Origin of the sequence: Amycolatopsis sp. WAC 04169 (genome assembly GCF_003947535.1) — a bacterium.
Lineage (GTDB): Bacteria > Actinomycetota > Actinomycetes > Mycobacteriales > Pseudonocardiaceae > Amycolatopsis > Amycolatopsis keratiniphila.
Genome location: NZ_QHJI01000016.1, coordinates 175,492 through 197,811, shown reverse-complemented (window position 1 = coordinate 197,811; position 22,320 = coordinate 175,492). Strand labels below are relative to the sequence as shown.

Sequence of the window (22,320 nt, the reverse complement as noted above, 5' to 3'; positions counted from 1 at the left end):
TCGGGCGGCCGCAAGGCGTTCGGCGCGCTCGCCTCCATCTCCAGCTATCTGCGGCCGCCCGACGGCAAGGGCCGCGGGCAGGTCTACCTCGGGGCGAATTTCGTTCCCTACAGCCGCGGTCACGACGAGTCGCTCGAAGTGGCGGCGGAGTACGAGCGCATGCGGCGCGGCGGCGCGGACGGCGATGGCCGCAACATCCTCGTGCGCTACGACAACCGCGTCCGCATGGTGGTCGAGACGCGTAACGAAGGGCTCATCGACTCCGAGGTGAAACGCGGCGGAGTCGAGTCCGTCCTCGCGGAGCCGTCCGGCGAGCGGCTGCACACCTATGTGCGCATGACCGAAGAGGAAGCCCGCGCGCTGAATCTGTTGCCGGAGGCCGAAGAGCGGGCGAAGCCGCCTGGCGAATTCGAGGCTCCCGAGCGCAGCTCCGACGGCTTCGGCACGGAATCGTTCGAGGACGTACCCGACCTCGGTAACTTCTTCGGCAAGGGGATCGAAGAGCTCAGGAAGCTCCGGCCGGGCCTGCTGCCGACGTCCCTTTTGGACGACGCGATGCACAACCTTCGCCGGTTGCGCGATCTCGAATCCCCTCAGTCGGTGCTGACCCTGATCGACGACCTCATCTCCGGCGGAGTGGGAATCCCGCTGCATCAGCGCGGTCTCCTGACGACCGAGACCCACCAAGTGCGCCTGCGCGCGGTGCCGACGAGGACCGAATTCAAGGACGTCGTCCACGACAACGTGGACAACGACGTGTGGACCTACGGATCACGGGTCACGATCGACGGCCAGGACAACGGCAAGACCTACGGAGCGACCGCGCGGGCAGGCGCGCGGGGTGTCTACAGCGACGGGGACACCAGCGGTTCCACCGGGGCCACGGCGGGCGGGAGCGCGAGCAAGACCACCACGTCCCGCCGCGAGAACTACAAGATCAACGCGGTCAACTACAACACCTCTTCGAACGGTCCCTTCGCGCGCTACCTCCAGCATCTGCGGCTGGACCTGGAACTCGTCCGCGCGGACGGTGAGCCGCTCCGCCTGGCCTCGCACGACACGTCGGTGACGAGGCGGACGCTCGCCGACGACCAGCGCATCGCCACGGAACCGGCGAAACCGCCCGCCCGGCGCGAAGATCCCGTGGTGGTCCGGATCGACCCGGCCGAGATGGACGCGGCCGGGATCCGGGAGTGGATGACCGGCGGCAGCGGAAAGCCGCTGCCCCGGATGGCGGCGATCGCGCACCTGGCGAACGCGGAAGCCATCCGCGACGCGGCGGGCGAAGCGGTGAGGCTCGCCCTCGAATCGGCCGGCCGTGGTGATGCCGCCCCGAAGGCGGGCATGGCCTCCGACGCCGTGATCGCCGCCGCGACGTCGAGCAACCAGCTCAAGTCCCACCTGCGCGCCGGGCTCGACTACACCGGAGCGGGCAAGACGTTCATCGCCACCGGCGCCGAACTCCCCGCCCTGATCGACGAGCGGGTCGTCGGCGGCCAGAAGGTCAAGGTGCGGCTGTACGCGCGCATCGTCGAGGAAAGCCTCGCCGGGATGAGCGGCAAGGCGCGGATCGACCGGACCGCCCGCATCCGCGAGCAGGCGAACGCGAGCACCGATCAGACGATCGGCGGGGCCACGGCGGTGAATCCGCTCGAAGCCTTCGTCGTGGACCCGAACGACAACTGGATCGCGCCGGGGCCGATCTCGGCGAACAGTCCCGGTGACTACCACACCCCGGTCACCGGGAACCTGCTGAGGAGGGCGCACGAAGAGCGCGCGTTCCAGTCCAAGTCGCTGCTCAGCCAGCACTTGGAGATCCGGGTCGTCGCGGAGACCGAAGACGGGCACCGGGGCGTGGCCGAGGCACCGAACGTGTACGCGAAGACCAGGATGCAGACGAAGGAACTGGCGTCGCGAGGCCTGAAGCTGACGCCCGCTCTCCTCTCCACCCAGACCAAGGTCTCCGACGCGGCGGACGCGTGGCGCGAAGCCGAAAAGAAGGCCGAAGCCACGCAGCGGGCGCTCGACGACAAATATCTCGAGCAGGTCGCGGCCGAGCGCCGGTTCGAAAGGCCGACGCGCGAGCTGGCCGAACTGATCGATCACCCCGCCGGACGCCTCGACGAGGTTTACGAGGCGGCCGAAGAAGCCGCAGCGACGGCTTTCGAAGAGGCCACCAGGGCGAGGGCCGTGCTCCCCGCACTGGCGGAAGAAATCCGGCGGCTCGAACAGCGGCCTCGAGCCGGAGAAGAACAGTCCGGGCTGACACTCGACCCGGCCCAGCCGTTGATGAGCCACGCCGCGGTGGACCGGGTGAAAGCCGACAGGGCACAGATCCACGCGTACGCCGAAACCCAACGGGCGCGCGCCGTCGAACTGACGGACGTCGTCCAGGACTTTGATGCGATCTACCGGGAATGGAAGACCGCGCGAGCCGAGTACGACAAGGCGAGCAAGGCTCTGACACGAGACGCCAGGGCGGCCCGGCAGTCGGCGGACGAAGCCCTGGCGGCGTGGTGGGAGGCGAAAAAGGAGCAGCAGGAGGCGATCGACCGATTCAACCGCCGGCCCGCGGCCCCACGGGCACCGGGCAACCGGCCGGAGCACGCCCTCTCCACGATCCCGGAGGACTCGGTAGCGCCGTCGGTCGCGAGGGAGTCCGAAGATGGCTCCGGTCCTGGGGCCGCCAAACCCGCGACGGCTCGCTACTGGCGCGGCGACCGGAGTTTCGGACCCGCACGACAGGTCGCGAAGACCGAGAACGCTGATCTGGTCAGTTCCGCGGTGGGCACCGCCACCGCGGAACTGAGGCACGCGCTGGAGAACGACGTCCGATCGTTCTACGGAGGGCGCGAAATCACGGTCGACGGCAAGCGCTACCGGGTTTCCGCCGAGCCTGACTGGAACCGTGCCCGGCCGGTCGAGTCGTCCGCCACCACGACGTCGGAGAGCGCGTCGCGGAGCCACAGCACCACTACCGCCGTCTCGGCCGGTCGCACGCCGATGGCTCGGATCGCGTTCTTCCTGCCGATGGTGCCCGGTCTGTTCGGCCTCGGTCTCGTGTTCGCGCCGACCAACGTCGCGTCCAGCCGGCGTGCCGGGCATACCGAGTCGACCAGCGAGACCGGCTCGATCTCGCTGCCGGAGGGCCGGACCCGGGTGCTGGACGTCCCGCTCGAAGTCCGGGTGACCCCGCTCGACGGAGCAGGCAAGCCGGACGGACCCACGACGATCGTCGGTTCCCCCGCGCATCCGGACAAGACGCTGGCTCCGGTGACCGTCCGGATGGCCATGCCGGAAGGGCTCACCGCGGCGGAGAGGTCCGTGCCGACTCCCGCGTTCCTGCCCGCCGCGGCTCTCGAAGCGGCGAGCGTCCGGCAGGACACCGTTGCCGTGCACAAGGGCAAGCCACGGCCGCCGCGTGCCGGTGAAGACCGGTCGATGGCGGGCCAGCTCATCCGGCTCTGGAAGGTGAGCGGAGCGGCGGACCGCGGCGCCATCCGGAACGCGTTGAGCACGGCGGCACTGGAACAACGGCTTACGTCGGTGGCCGTCAGCCGGAAGCAGGCCGACGACGGACACGGCTGGATGAGCGCGGCGGCGCTCCTGCCCGAGGGAAGTCCGCTGCGCAAACTGCTGCCCACCAAGCAGCGAGACCTGGAAATGCGGGTCATCGCCGAGCGGGTGGCCTACCTCGAAACGATCGAAGGAGGTGCCCATCGGCGGACGACCTCCGAATCGGCCACCGCCGACAGCGGCGCCACCGCCACCCGCGACTGGAGCGGGAGCTTCGCCGCCGGACCCGGATTGGACGTCGGGGCCGTGTCCGCGGCGGGCGGCTTGATGGTCGGCGGCGGCCGGAACGTGACGCGCGGCCGGACCACCACGCGGACGACGGGCACCGATCACGCCACCGAGCGGACCGAACCGGTGGTGCGCTACAAGACCGTCTACCGTGTCGAAGCCCGTACGCCGGGCAAACCGGTCGTGGCCTTCCCCGGCGCTCTCGACGGCTATCACTGGACCGACGTCGAGAACGCGCGACAGGCGGGGATCACCGGCGACCGGGGCGAGCCGGTGCGGACGGTGCCGGCGGCCGAGGCCGAGGGCACGGTAGTGAAGGCTGCCCTCCAGTTGCCGGAAGCGGCGGAGCGGCTCAGCGCGATGATGCGCGCCTCGGCCCGCACCATCCCCGGCCACCACCGCTGGGCATGGCGGAACACGGATTTCGTCGTCGATCCCGACGCGGCTCCGCCCTCCGGCGGGCGGTCGGCCGCGGAGGCACGCCGGGTCGCGCGGGGACGCGCGATCGCGGGCGCCATCTCCGGGGAGAACCTGGCCCGGCGCGCGGCCGACATGCTCTCCGACGGTCCGCTGACGGTGGATCTCTCCCCCGAGCACGGGCGGGGACACGAGTACCACGCGTCATTCCAGGTCTCGGCCAAACTCCTGGGTGAGCTGGAACCGCTGGACACCCCGGCCGGGAGGCCGGTCGAGACCACGCTGAGCGAAACCGAGCGAACCGCCGCCACGGCGTCGGTGACGAAGTCGTTCCTGGGTGGCGCGGTGGCGCGGGTCTACTCCTCCGTGGTGAATTCGATGGCGCTGCTCACGGCGTACTCCAAAGGCACCCGGACATCGAGCAGGACGACGGATCTCGAGCAGCAGACCGGCGTCACCGACCGGAGCGCGATCGGGACGGAGCTGGACACCTCCGGGAACGTCCGGCCCGAACCGCTGCGGCGGTACCGGGCCCGCGTCCGGCTGGACGTCGAGGGCAGCTACTGGAACCGGCACAACGCGCTCGCCCGTGGCGCTTCGTTCGGCGCGTCCGGGCTGCACCGCCCGGAGACGCACAAACTGGAGATCGTCGACCCCGACGGAAACGCCGACCGGGGCTCGGTCGAGGTCGACGTAGTCTTGGAACTGCCCCCGTCCCGTGCGGTCGAGCTGACGCGGCACGTGGAACCCGTCGGCTGGGAGATCGTGCCCGAGCACGAACTCGCTCCGGGTGGTCAGCCGCACCGGGGTCAGTCGCGCGAACTCGACAACATCCGGGTGGTCTCGATCAAGGGGCTGGACCACGTGCGCAAGCACGGTGCCGAGGCGCAGGAACGGGCGAGCGGCGATCCGGCCCTCGCCTTCGCCGACGGCGAGAACTCACGGCTCCGGGACGAACAGCTCTCCGAACGGTCCGCGCGCCTGAACCCCCGGCTCTTCAGCCGTCCGACGGTGATCGGTGACCAGCGGTGGGCGCGGCGGCGCGCCGACGCCGCCGCTCAGCTCGAAGTCTCCTACACCCTGCACGAGCCGAAGAAGCTCGCGACCTACACCCGGCAACCCGACCGAACGGTCTCCGGGACCAAGACGACTGGACAGGGCAAGGCGAAGGGCTGGACGCAGGCGAACTCCGTCGAGTACGCCTGGGTGCCGATGAGCGAGACGGTCCGCGAGGCCGTCGGCGTGCTGAGCCGCGCGATGGGGCTGCTGTTGCAGGAACTGGCCATCTGGAAGGGCGGCCGGAACACGGGCTTGATGACGCGGACGGAGACCGGGACGTCGACGGGATTCCGGGGTGAGCCGGAGACCTACCACCTCGTCGAGGCGACCCTGGGGGTCACGGAGATCGCCGGCTCGCGGCACCGCGGGAATCTCGATCGTTACGACGTCACGAAGGCCCCGGCGCCGAAGTCCTTCGGTGTGCGGTACCGGCTGCCTGAAGCCGCCACGGTGCTGGTTTCGGAGAAGCAGTTGCAGGCGATCCTCGCCGAAGACGCCCGGACCACCGCGGCGGAGCGCGAGCTCGCGGCCGAATCGGTGGGCACTCCGACGCCGGACACGACGGCGGCCTCCGCGAGCGAATCGGCTCGTCCCGGACTGCCCGCGGGCTGGGCACACGGAGTCCTGGATCCGCTCGATCTGAGCGACCAGATCGGCGCTCTGCGGGAAAGCCTCGTGGAGAAGCTGGGCCGCGAGCGCGCCGAGCGGCTGCTGCCGCTGTCCAGGCTGGAAGGACAGCACGACAACCTGGGGGACGCCCAGCGTTACCTCGCCGGTTTCCAAAGCTCGTTGGCCGACGTCACCAACGGCGGGACGAGCACGTCGCTACGGATCGAAGACCGGGTCAGTGGCGAGACCTTCGACCTCGTCGTCAGCGCCGAGCCCTTGACCGGCCCGAAGGCAGCGGCCGTCGAACACGGAACCCTGACCCGGGGCAGCAGCGTCGCGAGGACCAAGACCGAGTCGAAATCTTCGACGCGAATCCTCGCCGAGCTGACCAGCCTGTTCTCTCCGGCTGTTTCCCTTCGATCCGAGAAGGCCGTGGCGGAGTCGGAGGCCAAGCCCGGTAAGCACGGGGCGCCGTACTTCAATTTCGGATACGGCTTCGGCGGCATTTCGGAATGGCTCAAACAGTTCCGTGCCGAACTGGGGCAGCACGTCGAGACCCGGATTCAGTCGGAGGTCGCGCGAGGCGCGCTGTACGTTTCCCAGGCCGACTTCCGCTTCGATCTGCGGATCGAACGCAAGGGGGAGCGGCTGGCCGAGACGTCGGTGGACCGGACGGTGAGCTCCCGCTCGCTTCCGGAGGACAGCCCGAAACCGTCCGACGGCGAACTCTCGGCGGGACAGGTGACCGTTCGGCACCCGGCCGAGGGCGCCCCGGACGCGCTGGGTCAGTGGGCGCAGGACACGCTGGGCGCCCGGTTCCCGGACCCCGGTCGTTCCCGCGCGCTGGACTTCCGTGGTGACACCGCCGATCTCGTGCGGGCTCTGGACCTCGGCCTCCGTACCGCGGGCCGCACGGTCGATTCCGAGACCGTGCGGCTGGCGCGCGCCGCGTTCTCGCCGAGCAGGCTGGAGGCGCTGCAGACCCGGTACGCCGAAGGCGTGGAACTCGAACTGCCGCCCGCGCTCGGGGTCAAAGCCACCGTGTACGCGCGGCCCCGGGGCGATGGCGAGCTGCTCGGGGCCAGCGCCAGGGTCGGGCTGACCGGATCGTCGAGCTGGTCCGGCAGCAAGCACACCGAAGTGGGCACGGAAAGCGAACACGTGCTTCTGGCGAATCCGTATGTCGCCGCCGGTGTGCCCCAGCCGAAGGGTTCGGAGACCTACGAACAGGGCCGCCAGCCCTTCGGCGGGGCCAGCGACTGGGTCATCGGGCTCGACCCGCTCGGCGGGCGGGGCGACGGCAGTGAGCAAGGCACGGGAAGCACTTCCGGCGGCCCCGAACTGCCCTCGGTGCACAAGGGCGCCGAACCCGAGAAGATCACCAGTGTCTGGTCGGAGCCCTGGGACTTCCGGATCGTCGTCGAGCCGGACTCCCGGTTCTCGGGTCGCCGCACGGTGGTGGACGTCGAATTCGACCGCGGCTACGTGACCCGCTACGCCGACCGCGCGGACCGTCTGCCCGCTTCGGTGACGAACGCGGCCGACGAGATGGCCCGCGCGGACGCGGCCTGGGAGGCCGCACGGGCGAAACTCCGTACCGAACCCACCGAGGCGAACAGCCTCGCGGAGAACACGGCTGAGGCCGCGTGGCGACTGGCCGAAGAGCGCTATCGGCAGGCGATCGCCGACGTGCAAGAGCCGTGGCTGACCGCGACCGCTCCGGCCGCGCGCGTCGAATTCCGGAAACACGGTGACGGCAGCAACGCTCGGCGGGCCGAGCTGGCCAAAGTCGTCGAGCAAGTGCTGCAGGCGCGGCGGGACGGCAAGCAGACCGTCCTCCGTTACCGGTTCGATGGCGGTGCGGATCTCCAGGCGCACCGGACGCTCCTCGAACGTGAACTCGGTCATCAGCTCGGTCTCGCCCAGCTCGGTCTGCAGCCTCATGAACGTTTCGGTGTGGCCGAGCTGGGCATGGACACGACACCTGTCTTCGTCGGCGGCCGCGGTGACACGCGGGCCGACATCTGGGTCGAGGTGGTCGCCGGTGACGAGCGCCCCAGCGCGGGCGCCAAAGAAGTGGAGGCCGGTGCGGAACCGTCCTCGCCGCGACCGGAGCCGCCGTTACCCGCCGAGATCCCCGTGCCTCGGGAGCCGGTCACGCGCGCTTCGGAACCCGCGACGGAGCTGGAGTCCTTCTTGGACCCGGGTGAGTCCGCCGGACCGGCTCGGGAAGCACAGCCAGACGCAGACCCGGCTCACCGCGTCGACGAAGCCGATGAGGCCGACGGTGCCGAGACTCCCGAGCGCCGGGACAGCATGGAGCTGACCGAGATACCGGTCATTCCGCGATTTCAGCCGTCCGTGGCGCGCACACCTGAGGTGCACCACGTGACCGAGGCGCCGGTGATCGAAAGGGTGCTCGCGACGCCCGCGGGGGAAATGGTCGCGTTGCTGCTGCCGGGCAAGGGAGATACCCCGGCGGGCGTCGCCTTCCTCGATCGCGCGGAGGTGCCTGAGGTTCGTGCGATCCGCGCCGCCGCCGCGAAGCTGGAGGAGGAGCGGCCCGGGACCTTCGTGATCGCCGGTATGCAGCGGAGCGGGGAGTTCGCGGTGCCGACGGAATACGGCGCCCCCATGCGGCTTCCCGTCGCGGACACCTTCGCCGCGGTTTCGGATCATCTCGTGCCATGGTCGCAAGTCCAGCGCGTGGTCGTCGTGGCGTGTTATCTCACCGACCCGATCATGGGCGAGCTGCGCCGGTTCGCCCCTCCCGGAGTGGAGGTCGAGGCCCGGTTCCTGCACGACCAGGTCCATGTTCACCACGACGGCTCCATCGTGTCCGGCGAGACCCCATGGCCGGTAGCCCCGGCCGTCAGCCTCCACCCGGATTCCGCGCCGGGCGCGGCCGGGCCGCCGGTGCGCCGGACCGTCGAATGGACCGAGCACGGGGAAAGGGAAGTGGCTTCCGCCATGGAGGCCGTCAAACGCGTCATCGAGGAAGAAGGCGCGGACGTAACGCAAGGCGAAGTCATCGCGCGGCTCCGGAACTTTCCTGCCGAGTCGGTCGTGGCGGCCTGGCATCGAGTCCACGGAACGGTGCCGGCGGCACTTCCGGTGCCGAGGGACCAACTCGGTTCGGCGCTGGCCGAGTTGCTCGGAAGCTCGGCGGGGATCGACCGTGAGGCAGCCTATGGTGCGCTGAAAGAGAAATTCGCCAAAGAAGGCTACGCTCCGCTCGGTAAAACCCGGTTCGATGCCCTCTGGCGGGATACGAATCCAGTCACGTCGGGACCGAGCAGGCCGAGCCAGCTGAGCACGCGGAAGGCACCACACGATCCGGCGAGACTCGACGCGGCTATGCAAGATGCCATGTCGCGGCTGGGCTATGGCGAGAAAAAGGTGACGGCGAAGGCTGTTTTCGATCTGGCCAAGAATCTGCTCAAGGATCCGAGCACGGGTAAGAGCCCGGGCAACGAGTTCTTGCAGCAGTCCTGGAATCGGGTGCGCGGGGCCCTCCAGGGTATTCGTGACAGCAACCCTGAGATCGGTCCGGGTGAAGCTCTCCGCGAGCTGCGGACTCTCGTCGAACAGAGGCCGGAGCTGCCTCAGGTCGACATGGCGACAGTAGCCCAATTCTGGGGCGGGCCGATTCCGGATTCAGCTCTTACGGGAGACGGAATCCAGCGCGGCAGGAATGTGGAGCACACGTCGGAGGAACTGAAAAACATCACGAAGGAGGCGATCAGCGCTCTCGAGAAGGCTAGGCCGGAGGGTTCGACGAAGGAGATCACGCAAAGCCAGGTCAGGAAGTACCTGTCGGACACGGGAGTGAAGGCGGCGGGGAAGAGGCTGTGGCAGGCGTGGCACGAGGCGAAGGAGACAACGCCCGCTGTTCGTCGCGGAGACACCGAGAAGCTGGTCCGTGCCGCGCTCTCCGTCCTTCTGGCGGAGAACGCCAGTATCAGTCGGCGTGATGCCTATCAGCGGTTGAAGCCGCAGTTTTCCCGTGACATCGAGAACGTGTTCAGCCGCGTCTGGCTGGATGCCGGCGTAGGCGGGCGCTCGGTCGCTGACGCGGAACTCGCCGCTCACGAGTTGGCCTCGGTGGTGCGGGAAACCCTCGAAAACCGGCCGGGGTGGACCCTGGAGCAGGCAGTGGCGCACCTCGCGAACTGGGATATCGCCGACGAAGCGAGGCTGGCCGCCGCAGCGGACGGAATGGGGCGGCTGCCGGCCCCCACCGCGCTGGAAGCGGTCGACGAGGCACGGCTGGACGCGGTGGTCCGAAGTATCCTCGCCGACGACGGTGAACTGACGACCGCGGAGGTCTGGGGCAAGATCCGGGACGGCGGGGTCGAAGCGGCCTATGAGCGGGTCGACGAGGCCGTGGCCAGGGTGGTGCCCGGGCGCGTGCAGCGTGATACGCGGACGCTATCGGACAAGCTGGTCGGCGAAGTGGCCAAGATATTGGTCAAGGCGAACGAACGACTGCTGCTCGCCGACTTCGTGGCCGAACTTCGTGCGCGGGGGATCGGTATCGCCTCGTATCGCGCCACGTACCACTTACGGCTGGCCAAGGCGGTGCTGGGAATTCCCCTTCCCGCGCTGAACGACGGCGCCTTGGATCGGCATCTGCTCGGCCTTCTGCGCGAAGACCGGACCGAGCGGAAGATCGGATCGGTCACGCAACTCGTCAAGGCCGTGCATGACCAAGGGCGAGATATCGGGTATCGGCGCATTCAGAATTCCTTGGCGCGCTTGCGGTCGGCGCATCCGGACCTTGTGGACGGCCTGCGTGGGAAGATTCCCGCGTCAGAGCTCGACGCCGGCTCCGCGTCCGGGCGTCCGCGCTCGGTGACCGCGGGTAAGCGACCGGCCGAGGACCCGGTAGCCGCCCCGTCGAAGAGGCCGGCTGTGGCCGATGCGCGGGAGACTTCCCCCGAAGCGCTTGGCCCGGCGGCGGACGAGCGGCCTGCGGCCGGTGACGCTGGGGCGTTGCTGGAGAGCGATGTCGCTTTCGTGGTGGGTTTCGATCCCATGGCGAATCGTTCCCAGTCTTCGTTGCGGGGTCTGCTTGAACAGGTGAGCGGGTGGGTTCCGCCGTTGCGGCCCACGGTGGACGGCGATGGGGTGCTGGTTTCACCGCGACTGCGTGAAGTGGTGGACCAGTGGGGAATGGCGCGGTTGACGGATGGTCGCTCCGTGTCGTGGGTGGCGGCCGCTTCGGGTGGGCTGCTTTCGGCGGATCGTGTCGGGGCTCTGCTCGATTCGGTGAGCGCGGCAAGGGATCTGGGTACTTCGGCGGGGCGGGTGGTGGTCTCGGAGTTCGCCGATGGACAGGGCCACGTGGTGGGCGCGGGTTTCATCGATCGTGGTGACATGGCAGCCGTCAAGGGAGCGCGGGCCGCGATCGAACGGTTGCGGACGGACTATCCGGACGCGTTCGTCATGGTGGGCCGCCATCGGGACGGAGTGGTGGAGGCGCCGGGCGCGAACGCGGTGCGCATGGGCGCGGTGGAGGCGTTCCGCGGGCTGGCGGCGGGGGTGGAGTCCTGGGCGCCGTTCTCGCGGGTGATCGTGCTGGCGTACTACCTGTCGGATCCGGTGCTGAATTCGGTGTCGGCCGGTGTCCGGAGCATTCCGGGGGCGGGACACGTCGAGGTGATGCCTTATCACCTCGGCGAGGTGATCACTGTCGATCTCGATGGCACGATCACCACCGGGACGCATCCTGGCCCGCATCGCCCGGTGCTGAGCTTGCACCCCGACTCGGACTCAGTGGCGTCGCAGGAGGCCCGGCCCGCCGGGGAGCCGTCCTCGTCGACCGGAGGACCGCAACGCAACTACGGCTCCCAGGAAGAGCTGGTGGCCGCCGTGCGAGAGGCGAAAGCTGAACTCGAGGCCGCTGGAGCCAAGATCGGATACCGGGAGGTGGGGACTTGGCTCAGGTCGAACAAGAAAGGTGCTACGAACAGCGACATCCTCGAGGCATGGCGAATAGTCGAAGGGACGGAGAGCAACCTTCGCGGCATCGAGCTCTGGGAAGCCCAGCGAGCGGCATTGGCCGGGGTCCGCGAGAGCGATCCGGGTATCACCCGCGAGGGTGCCAAGAACGAACTGAAGAAGCTGTACCCGAAACTGGGCAGGGATCGCTTCACCGCGCTCTGGAAAGAGGTCGTGGAAGGGGTCTCCGCGGGAGCGCGTGATTCCGGGCCGGCGGTCGTGCCAGGCCACGAGTTCGAGGGGGCGGTGCGCGAAACGATTCAGCGGAATCCCGAGCTGACCGTCGAACAGGTCGTCGACCTCGTGGCCGGGCAGGACGGCGCCGACAGAGCCTCGGTAGCCGCCGCGGCGGAACGTGTGGAGGCCGCCCTGCGGCTGGACGCCGCCGTCACTCGCGTTCTCGCCGAAAGCGAGAACCCTACGACGGTCGAGATCTGGGGTGACGTGAGGTCAGGCGGAATCCTGGCAGGCTACGACAGCGTCGCCAGGACACTGGCCAGGCTGGCACCGCAGCGAAGCTTCGCGGCGACCCAGAAGATATCGGACGAACTTCTCCTCGCGTTCGCCAAGGATTTGGCCGATCCGAAGCTGACTGGATCGGGCTTACGCCACGAACTCGAAAAGAGGAAGATCGAGGCCGGTCAGAGCCGAGTTCGCAAGGCTCTGGACGAGGCCCGGAAGAGCGCGGGGCCGGTGCCCGCGCTGCCGCGCGGCGCGGAGCTGGATCAGCGGGTCGCCGGGATACTGGAAGGGGAAACCGGCTCAGGCAACCGTGCCCCTTCGGTCAGCCAGGTTCAGCAACGGCTGCTGGCCTCGGGAGTGCCCGCCTTGAGTTTCGAGCAGGTGAAGGCCTCGATGGATCGAGTCGAGGGAACCGTGGAGCTGGACGATGTCGTCCGAGCCGTGATCGGTGAGAACCCTGGTCTTGCGAGTGCGGAGCTGGTGCGGAAGACCAAGGACAGGGTGCGGGGGGTCACCGCTGAGGAGATCTTCTCGGCGGCGGCGCGAGTGAACGCGCCTCGGACGAGGGACCGAGTCGAGGGTGCCGCGGAGGCGGACGATGTCGTCCGAGCCGTGGTCGGTGAGAACCCTGGTGTCGAGAGTGCGGAGTCGGTACGAGGGGCGTCAAAGGACCGAGCAGACGGAGCCGTCGAGCTGGATGCCGTTGTCCGGGCCCTGATCGAGGAGGACCCCGGTCGCACCGGTACGGAGTTGGTGCGGACGACCAAGCACAGAGTGCCCGGGGCCACCACCGAGCAGGTCCTCTCGGCAGCGATGCGAGTGAACGCGCCTGAGGCCCCGGGAAGCGGATCGGGAGCCGCCAAGCGCCCTGCCACCGAGGCGGAGACGTCGCCGGCCGGTGAGGTGGTGGATGCCGCTCCGGCGCCGGGGACGGTGTCGGGGATGCGTGACGCTTTGGACGAAAGTGTCGTGACGCATGTGCTGGAGTTCGATCCGGAGGCCAACGCCCTTCAGCCGTCGCTGGCGGCGATGCTGGAGGCGTTGAAGACCTGGGACCAGGGGATCGTTCTCGAGCGCACGGAAGGAGGTGTGCGGGCGTCGGCTCCAGTGTGGGAGTTGGCCGACCGGTGGGGATTGGCGCGGTTGGCGGAGGGGCGTGACGCGCCGTGGGTGGCGGAGAAGTCCGGTGGATTGATCTCGGCGGAGCGCGCGGACGCGTTGTGGGGAACACCGGCGATGACGAGGGTGCTGGACACGGCTGCGGGTCGCGTGGTCGGCCTGGAGCTGCACGGTCGTCGTGGCGTGTCGATCGGGATGGCGTTCGTACCGCGCGAGGACAGCACTGCGGTGCGTGCGGTGCACGCGGCGGCGATGCGCTTGCAAAACGAGCCGGGCACGTTCGCGGTGTTCGGCAAGCACCGTGAAGGGTTCTTCGCGGTACCTCGCGTGGGCGGCGGGACCTCGACGCTGGACGCGGTAAGTGCTTTCACAGCGTTGTCGGCGCAGCTGCGGCCGTGGTCCGCCGCGATCCAGCGCGCGGTCGTGGTCGCCTGCTACCTCACCGATCCGCAGATAGGAGAGCTCCGAGCCCATCTCGAGGGCACGCCGCAGGCCCGGCATGTCGAGCTGATTCCGTACCACCTCGGTGACCGGCTCAACGTCCATCGGGACGGCAGGATCACCGTCGGCGACGACATCGGTGGCCGTGCTCCGGCGATCAGGCTCGACCCCGATACGGAAACGTCCACGCAGATCCGTGGCAACGCGGGCAGGCGGTTGACCTATACCGACGCGCAACTGGACCATGCCATCCGGCAGATCCTCGCCACCCCGAGGAACGGTGAGAAGGCGACGCTGACGGAGGTCAAACAGCGGCTCACGAATCCTGAAACCGGTGGCCGTCCCGGCACCGGACGCATCACGGAAGTGTTTCGCCGGTTGACGGGAACGCGGCCGGTGCCGCGCGGGTACACCGAAGCCGTCCGCGATTTCACGCGAGAACTGGTCGCGGACAACCCCGCCATGCCCTGGGACGAGGGCTTCGCCGCGGCCAAGGAACGGGTCCCACGGCTCATCGAGCGGCATTTCGATAGGGCCTGGAAGGCGGCCGGTGGGCGTCCGGCCGAGCCCGTTGCGTCTCAGCGCGCCACAGACGGCGCTCTGGATTCCATGGTGAGTGAAAGCCTCGGTGGTCGCACGGACGCGGCGGAGATCAGGCCGATCCTCGATGACCTCCTGGCACGCGAGGCCGTGGACGCGAAACGGCTCCACTCCTCGGTGGTCCGGGTGACCGGTGTCGCCCTGGACGATCTGCTCCGGCCGGTCGACGACGGCGAAGTTAACCGGCTCGTCGAGAACGTCATCGCGACGTCCGGGTCGCTGTCGTTTCTGGCCATCGCCGACGAACTCCGTGGCCGTGGCGCGCGCGTTTCGCATGACCGGGTTCTCGCCTCGCTGAAGACGGTGCACCCGGCATGGTCGCAGCGGCGGCCGCAACGGATTTCGTCCGCTGACCTGGATCGGTTGCTCGGCGAGCTGTACGGCGAGGGACAGGTTCCGTCCATCGCCAAGACCGTCGACACCCTCGCCGCCTTCAACTACGGAGCCGACCGCGGCAGGATCGTCGAGTCCTTCGCCAGGATTCGCGAGTCGAAGACAGCGACTCTGGAGTCGATGTCCGTCGAGGACGTGCACGCCCGGTTGGCCGAAATCCTGGCGGAGCGGGGAACCCGTGCCGTGGACATCGAGAAGGTCGTCCCGCATGTCGTCCGGGCCCTGCGGGCCGATCCCGCACGCACCGATCTGGCGATCGGCAAGGAGCTGCGGCTGGAGCGCAAGGCCGGCGCGCGGACGAAGCTGGTGCAGCTGACCACGGACGTCCGCGCGGCGATGAGCGAAGTCGCCGCCTCGCTGCCGGTGGAAGCCGCGGTGAGCGCGCTCCGCGCCGAGGAACCGGGCCTGACCGCCGAGCAGCTTTCGGCGAAGGTGAGCGAGGCGATGCCGACGGCCGGTGACGCGCGGATTCGCGCGGCCGTGGCCAGGCTGACCGCGGTCGCTTCCTCGACCAGGCAGGAGCCGGCCCCCATCGCCGACGTCCGTCGAACAACGACGGGGGAGGCACAGACCGCGCCCAGACGGCGTGTGCGGGCCACGGCCGAGCAGAAGGCCGTGAGGCGCGAGCGGATGAGGGTGTTGAGGACCGAGGTGGCCCCGAGGAGCCCCATGGTGCAGGCCGCTCACCTGGTCCCTCCGCCGAGAAGCGCCCGGCGCATGGACGCGGTGCTGGACCAGCGAGGTGTCGAATTCATCCTGCGGTTCGACCCGAACACTCCCGCGGGACGGATGTCACCGAGAGCGAAACTCGAAAGTTTGGCGCAGTGGTACCCGGAGATCGACCTCATGCCGCGCGTGGACGGCCTGCTGGAGTCACTGCAGTTGCGCGCGGTGGTCGATCAGTGGGCGCTGGACCGGTTGGCGGAGGGGTATACGCCCGCGTGGGTCGTAGCGGCTTCGGACGCGTTGCTGACACCGAGCCGGGTGGCTTCGCTGCGGGCCGAGGTGCCGGTGAACGAACGAGTGCTCATGACCCCGATGGGGAACATCGTCGCCCTGGAACTGCCCGGCAGGGTGGGAATCCCCGCCGGCGCGGCGTTCCTCCCGCGCGCGAACCGGGAGGCGGTCCGGGCGGTCGTCACGGCCGCGGCCAGGATCCAGGCCGCCGAGCCGAACTCCTTCGTCCTGTTCGGCCGGCACGCGAACGGACAGTTCCTGGCGCCGGGCGAGGGCGGAGCCATGAAAGGCATCCCCGCGGTCGCGGGACTCGACGCGGTTTCCCGCCAGGTGATCCCGTGGGCCACGGTCTCCCGGGTGATCGTCGTGGCGTGCGACCTCACGGGCCCCGTGCTTTCCGAGCTTCAGTGGCACGTGAGCAACCTGTTGCCGATGAAGAGCGTGCAGGTCGTGGCGTGGCAGTTGAACACGAAGTTGCACGTGTTCGACGACGGCGACATCATCGGCGGCCTGATCCCGCCGGGTCGTGTCCCGGCGGTGAGCTTCGACCCGGACGGTGCCCCGAGCGGAATCGTCTCGTCACGGCGATCCAAGTTCACCCTCGACCAGGTGACCGAGGTCATGCGGACGGTGATCGCGGACCTGGAGAAGGACGGAAGCAGCACGACTCAGGCCACCGCCAAGCGGCTCGCGAAGGACCGGCTGAAGGATCCGATCACCGGACGGGGCCCGGGCAATGACCTGCTCCAGCGCGCCTGGCACGAGGCGAGGGGAACACAGCCGACTCCCCACGTAGCAGGCGAGGTTTTGCGGAAGATCGTCGACGAGAATCCCGGTATCGAGCGAGACACCGCGAAGGACCTGCTGACCGAGCAGATCTCGGGAAGGAAAGACCTGTTCGAGGTCGGCGAGAAGCGGTTCGACGCTCTTTGGCGCGAGGCCGGATCGATCGATCGGATCAGGCGTGGCGACGACACCGGCTTGGACTCGGTCGTGCGTGACGCGTTCATCGACAGGCCCGATGCGACCGTCAAGGACGTGGTCGATCGTCTCTTGAGCGAGAACGTGGCGGACGAGAGGAGCCTGCTGGCATCCGTGGGCCGTGTCGTTCCCGTCGGCGGGCGGCCTGGCGATCCTTTCGGCGAAACCCGCGGTGCGGACAAGGCCCCCGAGGTCAGTGAGCTGAAGGTGCGGGCGAGCGCGATGCTCGCCGTGAATCCTGACTTGACCAACAAGCAGTTCGTGTCGGCTCTGCGCGAGCAGAACATCCTGATCCGCAAGCAGCTCGCCGGTGAAGCTCTCACCGCGGCCAAGCTCGCGGCCGGTTTCCCGGTGCGGGGAAGGGTGGACGCCCGTCTCGACGACGCGGTGATCGAACTGCTGATCACCCGGCCCAGTACGACACATACCGAGATCCGCAGAGTCCTGCGCGAAATGGACCCACCGATTCGTGTCGGTCCTGAGGCGGCGCGTGCCTCGCTCGCGCGAGCGAGGGAGAAGCTGGCGCGGCTCAGTCCCACGGTGAAAGCCGTGCTCGATGGGCAACCCGATCTCGCCGGACCTGCTCTCGTGGCGAGAGTGCGCGAGATTCAGCCGGACGCCGAAACGTGGCTGGTCGAGGCGACCACGGCGATGTTGCACGATCCGAAGATCGTTCCTGCCCAGGCGTCGGCAGCGGGAGCGACGAACAAACGGAGCGCCGAAGAGGCGGGGCTGGACGTCAGAGCGCCGAAACGGGCCGCCACGATTCCCAGCGTGCCAGTGGATCCGGAGACGATCGATTTCGTGCTCAAGTTCGATCCGGAGCACAACCGGACTCAGGGCACGCTCCGGGAGATGCTGGCCGCGGTCTCGGTGTGGCGGCCGCAGCTCAGCCTGCCGGATCCCATGGAACGCCGTGCGGTCTCCCCGGAAATGCGCGAACTGGTCGACCGGTGGGCGCTCGCGCGGCTGGACAGCGCCCGTGGACAGTCGTGGGTGGTGGAGAAATCCGGCGGTCTGCTCTCGGCGGAGCGGGTCGCCTCGCTGGCCGACTCGCGGACGACCGAAAGGGTGCTGGCGACCTCCGACGGTGAGATCACCGTGGTGGCGTTGCCGGACAACGGCGGCGGGTTCGCCGGTGCGGCCTTCTTGCGGAGCGTGGACGCCGCCGCCGTGCGAGGAGTGCGTGCCGCCGCCGCCCGATTACGGGCGACAGACCCGGACGCCTTCGTGCTGTTCGGAGAACATCGAGACGGGCGATTCAGAGCGCCGCGCAATGGTGAAGGCTTCGCGGATCTGGCCGTGTCGGAAGCCTTCGACGCGATCGCCGGAACCCTGATGCCGTGGAAGCAGGTGATCGTCGTGGCTTGCGATCTCACGGACCCCGTCGTCACAAGGCTTCAGCAGCGGGCCGACGTCCTGTCCGGCGGGGGCCTCAAGGTCTCCGCCTACCACCTGCACGACAAGGTGAACGTCTTCGAAGACGGCACCCTCGCGGGCGGGACCGGCCCGTGGTCGAGTCCGCCCGTGTGGAGCCTCCACCCCGACGCGACATCGCCGCGGCCCGAGGGGACGGGCACACGGCTGGGCAGGCGGCCGGGGATGACCGACGACGAACTGGAGAATCGCGTGCGGGAGGTGGTTCGGCGACTCGAGGAGATGAACCCGGGAAAGAAGGTCAGTCGAACTCAACTCAAAGAGCACATCAAAGACCCTGACACCGGCAGGGCTCCCGGCACTGACCGGTTGCGGAAAGCTTTGCATGCAGTGCGGGGAACGGAACCCGTTCCGCGTGGAGAAGTGACCACGGAGATCCGGTTCGCCGAAATCTGGACGACCCATGATCGTGACACGGAGGTGGTCGCGGACAATCCGCAGGAAACCGACGCTCCTCGGCAGGCGAAACCGAACTACTACGAGTCGGCGCAGCATCGGATCGACGATGCCGAACTGGACTCCCATCTCCGTGAGGAGTTTGGTGCGGACTCGCGGCCAACGATTGCCGACGCCGCGCGCAGCCTCCGCGAAAACGAGTTCTCTGTCGGTGATTACCGCATCCAGAGCAGCTTGAAGCGGATCTGGACAGAAAATCGTCTCCCCATCGAATATAAAATCGAAAGGCAAACCCAGCGCATCCTTGAAATGCTGCGCGACGAGCCCTGGCTCGTCCGCCGGAGGATCACGGAAATCCTTCGCGCGGAGAAGGAAACCTTCCGAAACGAGACCTTGAACCGCATGATCAAGACCGCGCGTGAGGAAGTGGCAAGGGGTGCGGAATCACTATCCGTCGGCGCCGTCGTGCACGGTCTGTTCGATGACCACCCCGGCATCACCCCGGCGCAGCTTCGCGCGGCGATGGCCCTCTTGAAGCCCGCGGCGACCCGGGAAGAGATCGACGCGGCGGCAGCCGAGCGCCCTTCTTCGTCCGCTGACGAGGTGACCGCATCCGGTCTCTCGGACGAGCTCCCCGTCCGGCTGGGCAAACGACCTGCCCAGGAGCCGGTCGCCGGACGTACAAAGCGAGCCGCCACGGTGACCGAGAGGCCGGAGATCGCCGGAATGGGCGACACGGCTCACTCGCGGGCTCCCGGCGAGGGAACCACGGACCCGCCCCGGTACGTGCCTGCCGAGGCCTGGCGTGCGGCCTTGGCCGAGAAGGCCGAGGCTGCCGGGCGGGACAATCCCCTCGTTTACGCCGACACCGTGCGGTCCTTGAACGAGCGCTTCTCCCAGGAAGGGTATTCGGATATCGGAAAGAATCGGGCGCGTGCCCTTTGGCAAGAGGTGGTCGGGGAGCAATCTGCGGCAAGAGCCTCTGTTGACGAGCAAGTGGACTCGATCGTCCGTGCCGCGATCGCCGAGAACCCGGGTTCGAGCGTCGGTGAAATAGTCGAACTCCTTTCTGCTCGAAATGTCGCCGACCGGAATACCCTGCTCGCCTCGATCGGCCGGGTCGCGCAAACGTCCCAGCGCGAAATACCTTCTCGTTTGCCCGCCCGGCGGGGCGAAGCCGGGGGATTGAGGAGTATCGACAAGGAGGAGCTCACCGGTGTGGTGGAGAGTGCTCTTGCGAAAAATCCCAACCTCTCGATGCTGGGTGTGGCCGCTGCGGTGACCGATGCGGGCATGTACGCCCCGAGAGGCTGGATCGACGATGCGGTACGGGCTGTCGATCCGGAGCGTATGACGAAGAGCGGCGGAAGGATCGCGGACGAAAACCTGCCAAGACTGGTCAGTGAGCTGATCGCGCGGGAGCACACCTTCGACGAGGTGGTCGAGAGGGTTCGCGCGGACGGTTACATCGTCATCCGGCAAACCGTTCACGCGTTGTATCGCCAAGCGAGGCGCGACGCAGGAATGGCCCCGCTGTCGCGAATCGATGACCAGGAGCTCGAGCATCGGGTGACCGAGCTGGTGAACGAGGGTACGCGCCTCACCGCGACCGATGTCCAGAGACGGCTGGAAGCGGAGGGAATCAGCATCGGCTGGCACCGAGTCCAGCCTGTCCATCTGCGCGTCTCCGTCGCGGCCGAGGTTCGGGTCCAGCTCGGCCAGGACCCCGGACTGTCCCATGCCGCTCTGGTGGCGGCTGTGAAGCAAACGCTGCCGAAGACCGACGACGCACGGATCGCCGCAGCGGTGGCGTGGTCGATGAACGAGGTGCGAGAGCCGGGAACCGCGTCGCGCGCCGAGTTGTTCACGCCACGATGGGAGAGTCCGGAGCCCGCGCCGGGCCTTACTCCCGAGGCGGAAGCCGGGTACGAGCGGGCCGTGGACACACTGCTCTCCTACGACCCGGATGTGCGTGGAAAACAGCCGACGTTGAAGGCGATGCTCGAAGCCGTGTCGCGGTCGGTTCCGGCGCTCGCTCCCGAGCAGCGGGATGGTGTGCTGGTTTCGCCGAGAGTCAAGGAAGTGGTCGATCGCTGGGTGTTGGCACGGTTGGCGGAAGGACGCGCGCCGGCGTGGGTCGCGGAGAAGTCCGGAAGATTGATTTCGTGGAACGAGCTCGCCGTCGACGGTGACGGCCTGATCTTGCCCCGGTTGCGCGAGATGGTGGAGCGATGGGGGGTGGCGAGCCTGGCAGAGGGGCGTTCGCCTCGGTGGGTCGAGGAGACGTCGGGCGGGTTGCTGCCCGCGGAGCGGGCGGTCGAACGGGCCGTGCGGTCCTTCGATCCGGAGAACGACCAGAGCCTGCCCTCGCTGAGGGCCTTGTTGGAGAGCCGCTCGTCGTGGTTCTCCGATTTCGACCTGACCCTGGACGACCAAGGCGTAGTGGTGTCGCCGCGAATACGGGCGGTGGTGGACCAATGGGGGTTGGCGCGGCTGGCCGAAGACCGTGTCCCGGCGCTGGTCGCGGCCAAATCCGGTGGGCTGCTCACCGCGCCTCGGCTGGCCAGTGTGTACAACACGACGACGGAGAGCGGAGCGCGGGAGACGACCGCGGGAGGGACGACGGTCTGGCAGGATCAAGCCAATTCCCGCACGACCTGGCCGATCTCTGCGGGGTCGGCGCCGGATCTCATGCTCTCCGCCGCGAGCCGGACCGGGTTGTACCCCATCGAACGCATGGACGATCTCGTTTACTGGCGTGATCCGGCCGACCCGCTGTACCGGGTGGCCGGCTTCCTGGCCGATGCCGAGGGCCGCGTGCATCCGGAGGTGCGGAAGCGAGCCGATGAGATCGAGGTCAAGATCATCGGCGGCGGCAGGAGCCACCTCACGAAGATCGCCCGGAACCGGGCTGATCCTCGGCTCCCCGTGACGGCGGTGCGCGACCTGGAGCGGATCTGGCCGCGGATCGAGAACACCGTCGCGGAGGAGGTGCGCAGGGTGGTCGAACTCGGCTATGTCCCACCTCGAGAAGGAGGCCCAGAGGTACTTTTGCGCCCGCAACCGGGCCGCAAGGTCTACGTCGGGCGCGTCAAGCCGTTGCACACCGCTCCGCACGAGCAGGTCTTGGTCGGGCAGCTCGGGCTGAACCTGGCCGATCCGCCGGGCGCGGTCCCGGCCGCGGCTCAGCCTTCGCTTCTCAACGGCGAGATCATCGCGATCTACCTCGGTGGATATCTGGGCAGGGTCGCCGAAAAGAGAACCGAAGCCGAGGCAGCCGTGGAGACTGACTGGGAGAGGCGATACCCGGCTTACCCGGCGTATCTCATGCAGACGGGAGATCGGCAGCGGGGTGACCTGGTCAGTGCCGAGGCGGCCGCGAACTCGTCCGCCTTCATCAACGCCGCGACCACTCCGGACGGCCGGACCGATTCGTCCCGGGTCAATGTGTCGATGCTCGCGACGAAGATCGTGTTACCCGACAAAGACCGGCCGCGGCGGACGATCGTGATGACGGCGAACGTGTTCGTGGCGCTGGAGAACGCGTTCGACCCGGAAACGAACCCGTTCGGTGTCCTGCTGACCGACTACGGGGACATGTACAAGTTTTCCGATCCAGAGATCAAGACCGAAGAACCCTGA

At 68.4% G+C, this 22,320-nt stretch carries 1 protein-coding gene (only partly in view); it reads left to right on the top strand.

The window, feature by feature from the left end; all coding sequences use genetic code 11:
• A protein-coding gene (locus DMC61_RS38085) for a hypothetical protein (protein WP_125695333.1) crosses the window boundary here: on the top strand, window positions 1-22,320 show its 3' portion. The gene continues 5,415 nt to the left of window position 1, outside the view; only the last 22,320 of its 27,735 coding nucleotides appear in the window; the start codon falls outside the window, past its left edge; the stop codon is at window positions 22,318-22,320.